General features: G+C 64.3%; 5 protein-coding genes. 4 read left to right on the top strand and 1 reads right to left on the bottom strand.

The window, feature by feature from the left end:
• The 4 genes from I5M_RS06500 to I5M_RS06485 form a co-directional block, all read left to right on the top strand.
• A partial coding sequence (locus I5M_RS06500; RefSeq protein ID WP_022720655.1) for a cytochrome c occupies positions 1 to 285 on the top strand: 285 nt, incomplete at its 5' end.
• 35 nt (positions 286 to 320) lie between these two features.
• Positions 321 to 1,667, top strand: a complete 1,347-nt coding sequence (locus I5M_RS06495; protein WP_031335618.1) for a cbb3-type cytochrome c oxidase subunit I — start codon at positions 321 to 323, stop codon at positions 1,665 to 1,667.
• Between the two features lie 63 nt (positions 1,668 to 1,730).
• Positions 1,731 to 2,543: a CbbQ/NirQ/NorQ/GpvN family protein gene (locus tag I5M_RS06490; RefSeq protein ID WP_031335616.1), complete on the top strand. Its 813-nt coding sequence runs from the start codon at positions 1,731 to 1,733 to the stop codon at positions 2,541 to 2,543.
• A gap of 137 nt (positions 2,544 to 2,680) precedes the next feature.
• Positions 2,681 to 4,591, top strand: coding sequence for a nitric oxide reductase activation protein NorD (locus I5M_RS06485; RefSeq protein ID WP_022720652.1), 1,911 nt, complete (start codon positions 2,681 to 2,683; stop codon positions 4,589 to 4,591).
• A 196-nt stretch (positions 4,592 to 4,787) separates the two neighbouring features.
• Here I5M_RS06485 and I5M_RS06480 read toward each other — a convergent pair.
• Positions 4,788 to 5,298 (bottom strand): fumarylacetoacetate hydrolase family protein (locus I5M_RS06480; RefSeq protein ID WP_022720651.1); only part of this gene is annotated, 511 nt, incomplete at its 5' end.

Here is a 5,298-nt window from a genome sequence, read left to right as displayed (position 1 = left end):
TCTGGAACGCACTCCTGCATCAACTGCCACACGCTGCTCGGCGAGGGCGCCTACTACGCGCCGGAGATCGGCAACGTCTGGGTGCGCTGGGGCGGCGACAAGGATCCGGCGCAGGCCCGCGAGATGCTGAAATCCTGGATGGCGGCACAGCCTTCCGGCGTCGAAGGCCGCCGTCAGATGCCGCAGTTCCATCTATCCGATCAGGAGGTCAATGATCTGGCCGACTTCCTGGAATGGACCAGCCGCATCAAGAATCAGTCCTGGCCGCCGAACAGCGCCGGCTGAGCTTCACCCTTGTCTCCATCCGAAAGATGATCGCGATGAAATACCAAACCCAAAAGGTCGCGCTGCTGTACTTTTATGGTGCGCTGACGCTGTTCCTCGCCCAGGTGTCGTTCGGCGTGCTCGCCGGCACGATTTACGTTATGCCGAACACGCTGTCGGTGGTGCTGCCCTTCAACATCGTCCGCATGATCCACACCAACGCGCTGATCGTGTGGCTGCTGATGGGTTTCATGGGCTGCACCTATTATCTCATTCCCGAAGAGACCGAGAACGAGCTGTTCAGCCCGAAGCTGGCGAAATTCCAGTTCTGGCTGTTCTTCGCGGCGGCTGGCGCGGCGGTGGTCGGCTATCTGTTCCACTATCACGAAGGCCGCGAATTCCTCGAACAGCCCTTCGTCATCAAGGTCGGCATCGTCGTCGTCTGCCTGATGTTCCTGTTCAACATCACCATGACGGTGCTGCGCGGGCGCAAGACCACGGTCACCAACATCCTGCTGTTCGGGCTGTGGGGCGTGGCGATCTTCTTCCTGTTCTCGTTTTACAACCCGGCCAATCTCGGCCTCGACAAGATGTACTGGTGGTACGTCGTCCATCTGTGGGTCGAGGGCGTGTGGGAATTGATCATGGCCTCGGTGCTGGCCTTCCTGATGATCAAGCTCAACGGAATCGATCGCGAGGTGGTCGAGAAATGGCTCTACGTCATCATCGGTCTGGCGCTGTTCTCCGGCATCCTCGGTACCGGCCATCATTACTACTGGATCGGCGCGCCGGCGTACTGGCAGTGGATCGGTTCGCTGTTCTCGACGCTTGAAGTCGCGCCGTTCTTCACCATGGTGGTATTCACCGTGCAGATGACCTGGAAGGCCGGCCGCAAGCACGAAAACCGCGCCGCGCTGCTCTGGTCGGTGGGCTGCTCGGTGATGGCGTTCTTCGGCGCCGGCGTCTGGGGCTTCCTGCACACGCTGTCGGCTGTGAATTACTACACCCACGGCACGCAGGTCACCGCAGCGCACGGCCATCTCGCCTTCTTCGGCGCCTATGTGATGCTGAACCTCGCGATGATGACCTACGCGATTCCGCAGCTGCGCGGCCGCGCGCCGTATAATCAGTGGCTGTCGATTGCGTCGTTTTGGCTGATGTGCACGGCGATGAGCGTGATGACCTTCGCGCTGACCTTCGCCGGAATCATCCAGGTGCATCTGCAGCGCGTGCTCGGCCAGAGCTTCATCGAGGTGCAGGATCAGCTCGCGCTGTTCTACTGGGTGCGGCTCGGCTCCGGCGTCTGCGTGTTGATCTCGGCGCTGATGTTCGCCTTCGCCGTGCTGGTGCCCGGCCGCGAAAAGCAGGCGGCGCTGCGCGGTGCGTTGCAGCCGGCAGAGTAACCAAACGCCAAAGTGGCCGCGCCACGGCGCGGCCGCATCCCCTCGCTGGATCCGGAGATCGCCATGAAGCCCGCTCTGCACGCCGTCGATGTCTCAGTGCCCGTGCCGCCGCTCTACACGCCGGCCGGCAACGAATGCGCGCTGTTCGAACATGCCTGGAAGCGCCGCGTGCCGCTGCTGCTGAAAGGCCCGACTGGCTGCGGCAAGACGCGGTTTGTTGCCCATATGGCAGCGAAGCTGGGCCTGCCGCTGTTCACCGTATCGTGTCACGACGATCTCACCGCGGCGGATCTCACCGGCCGCTATCTCTTGAAGGGCGGCGAGACCGTGTGGGTCGATGGCCCGCTGACCCGTGCGGTGCGCAGCGGCGGCATCTGCTATCTCGACGAGGTCGTCGAAGCCCGCAAGGACGTCGCCGTCGTGCTGCATCCGCTCGCCGATGATCGCCGCGTCTTGCCGTTGGAACGCGCCGGCGAAGAACTGATCGCGCCGCCGCACTTCATGCTCGTGGTGTCGTACAATCCCGGTTACCAGAGCCTGTTGAAAGCGCTCAAGCCATCGACGCGGCAGCGCTTCGCCGCGATCGAATTCGGCTTCCTCTCGCCCGAGCAGGAGATCGCGGTGGTTGCAGCGGAAAGTGGCCTTTCCGCCGAGCGCGTCGCGCCGCTGGTGAAGCTTGCCGGCAAGCTGCGCAAACTCAAGGGGCACGATCTCGAGGAAGGCGTCTCGACGCGCCTTCTGGTGTACTGCGCCAGCCTGATCAGCGAGGGCCTGCCGCTGCGCGATGCCGTGCTGGCCGGGTTGATCGAGCCGCTGACCGACGAGCCTGAGGTGAAGGCGGCGCTGATCGAAGTGGCGAATGCGGTCATTGGATGAGTAAGTCGCTCGCCCCGAGTCATTCCGGGGCGCCGCGTAGCGGCGAACCCGGAATCTCGCTGCCTCCACAACATCGGGATTCCGGGTTCGCGAGCTTGCGCTCGCGCCCCGGAATGACGTGCTTGGGATAGCTCATCATGCTCGACTTCCTCGAACTCGAAGAAACCGTCGGCCGCGCCTGGCATCGCCTTGTCGGGCGCGCAACGAGTTATCTCGATCATCCGGAGGCCGCGGCGACGCTGAATGAGTGCCGCGCCTCGCTCGGCGTGATCTATCGCGGGCTCGGCGGCGAGAGCGCGGTGCAGCTTGCGCCGAGCACCGCGCGTACGTCGGAGCATCGGTTGGGGTGGCGGGCGCGGATCGGACTCGGTGAGGAGCGGCTGGCGCAGCCCGGCCGCGACGAGGCCACGCTTTTCCTGCCGGAGCGGATCGCGCTGTTTGACGATGCCAACCTCAATCGCGGCCTGTATCGCTGGCTCGCGGCGTGGTTCGCGATCACCGACCATGATTTGATCGACGAAGCCGATCCGCTGCGGAACGATCTCCTCAAGCTGCGCCGCGCTCGTGAGATCACATTCGCGGTGATCGACGCGTTTCCGGGGCTGGGTCGTCTGCATCTTCAGCTCGGCGAAGCGTTGGTAGCGGCGCGGCCGCGGCGATCCTTGCCGAAATTCGAGCATGACATCGAGACCTCGGTCCTGGCGCTGCTCGGTGCTGCGGTCAGGCCGGACTCCGAGCTGTGGCGCATGATCAATTCGGACGAGCATCTCACCATCAAGGCGCCGGCCGGCTATCAGCCGTTCCTACCCTGTCCGCTGTGGGGCGAGGTCTGGAGCCGAGCGGCCGATGCGCCTCAGCGCGATGCCGATGATGACGATGATGGAGCGGCGGCGAAGTCGTCGGAGGCGCGGCGTAGGTCGGCCAAGCGCAAATCGGAGGATGGTCCACAGCGTGATCCGCTTGCGCTCAATCGGTTCGAGAAGATTCTGGCGATGGCCGAGATGGTCAATGTCGAGCGCCCGACCGACGAGGATGATGATGAGCATGCCGACAAGGCCGCCGACGATCTCGAAGAGATCACCATCGGCAAGTCGACCGAGAAGCCGGCGAGCAAGTTCCGCTTTGATCTCGACCTGCCGCCGCAGGCCGCCGAGTCGAGCCGGCTCGCGACCGGCAAGCTCTATCCCGAGTGGGACTACAAGCGCGGCGCCTATCTGCCCGATCATTGCCGTGTGCTGGCGCAAGACGCGTCCGAGCAAGGCGAGAGCTGGAGTTGCGACGAGACGACGCGTGCGCTGATCAAGCGGGTGCGGCGGCAGTTCGAGACGCTGCGCCCACGCCACGAGATGCTGCGCGCCCAGCAGGACGGCAGCGAACTCGATCTCGATGCCGTGGTCCGGATGCAGACCGAACTACGCGCCGGGCAGGGCGGTTCGGATCGGCTGCATATTGCGGCAAGGCCGCAAGGTCGCGATCTGGCGGTGACGCTCTTGGTCGACGTTTCACTGTCGACCGACGCCTGGATCGACAATCGCCGCGTGCTCGATGTCGAGAAAGAGGCGCTGACCGTGCTGGCGCACGGCATCGAAGCCTGCGGCGATCAGCACAGCATCCTGACCTTCACGTCACGCCGGCGCGATTGGGTGCGGGTCGAAACTGTGAAGGATTTCGGCGAGCCGATGAACGCTACCGTCGAGCGACGCATCGCTGCACTGAAACCGGGCTACTACACGCGGATCGGCGCGGCGCTCCGCCATGCGTCCGCCGAGCTGGCCAGGCAACCACAAAGGAAGAAGCTGCTGTTGGTGCTGACCGACGGCAAGCCCAACGACATCGATCACTATGAAGGCCGGTTTGCTCTGGAAGACAGCCGCAGGGCCGTGCAGGAAGCGCGGCGCAGCGGCATCGCCGTGTTCGGCGTCACGGTCGACGCTGCCGCGCAGGATTACTTCCCGACGCTGTTCGGCCGCGCCGGCTATGCGATCGTCGGCCATATCGGCCGGCTGCCCTCAGCGCTGCCGGCGATCTATCGTCATTTGCTGGCGTAAAACGACTGACTACACAGCGTCTAGTCATGTGCTGAGTCGTCATCCTGAGGTGCGCGCAGCGCGCCTCGAAGGATGCGGCCAAGAGGGCTTGTGGCCCATCCTTCGAGGCCCGCAGCGCCGCGCTATGCGCGGCCCAGCGGGCACCTCAGGATGACGGCGGTGTTGCTATCAGCGGTGTAAAGAATCCGGAGTGCGATTACTTCGGCGCGGCGATTGAGACCTTGAGTGTGCCGATGCCGTCGACACCGCATTCGATCTGGTCGCCGGGCTGCAACGCCGCGACACCGGCCGGTGTGCCGGTCATGATGATGTCGCCGGCGCCGAGTTCGACCTGCAGCGACAGCTTGGCGATGATCTCCGCGACGTTCCAGATCATCTCCGACAGATCGCCGCTCTGGCGATCGGTGCCGTTGACCTTCAGCCAGATCTTGCCCTTGCTCGGATGGCCGATCTCGAAGGCCGGGCGCAGCGCGCCGCAGGGTGCGGAGAGATCGAACGACTTGCCGATCTCCCAGGGCTGTTCCTTCTTGCGCGACGCCATCTGCAGATCGCGCCGGGTGAGATCGACGCCGACGCCGTAGCCCCAGACGTGATCGAGCGCCTTGTCGGCCGGAATGTTGAGGCCGCCGCTCTTCAGCGCGACGACGAGTTCGACCTCGTGCTGGAAATCCTTGGTCAGCGGCGGATACGGCACGGTGGCGCCATCG

It is taken from the genome of Rhodopseudomonas sp. B29 (genome assembly GCF_000333455.1).
GTDB lineage: Bacteria > Pseudomonadota > Alphaproteobacteria > Rhizobiales > Xanthobacteraceae > Rhodopseudomonas.
This window is presented reverse-complemented; position numbering and strand designations above follow the sequence as displayed.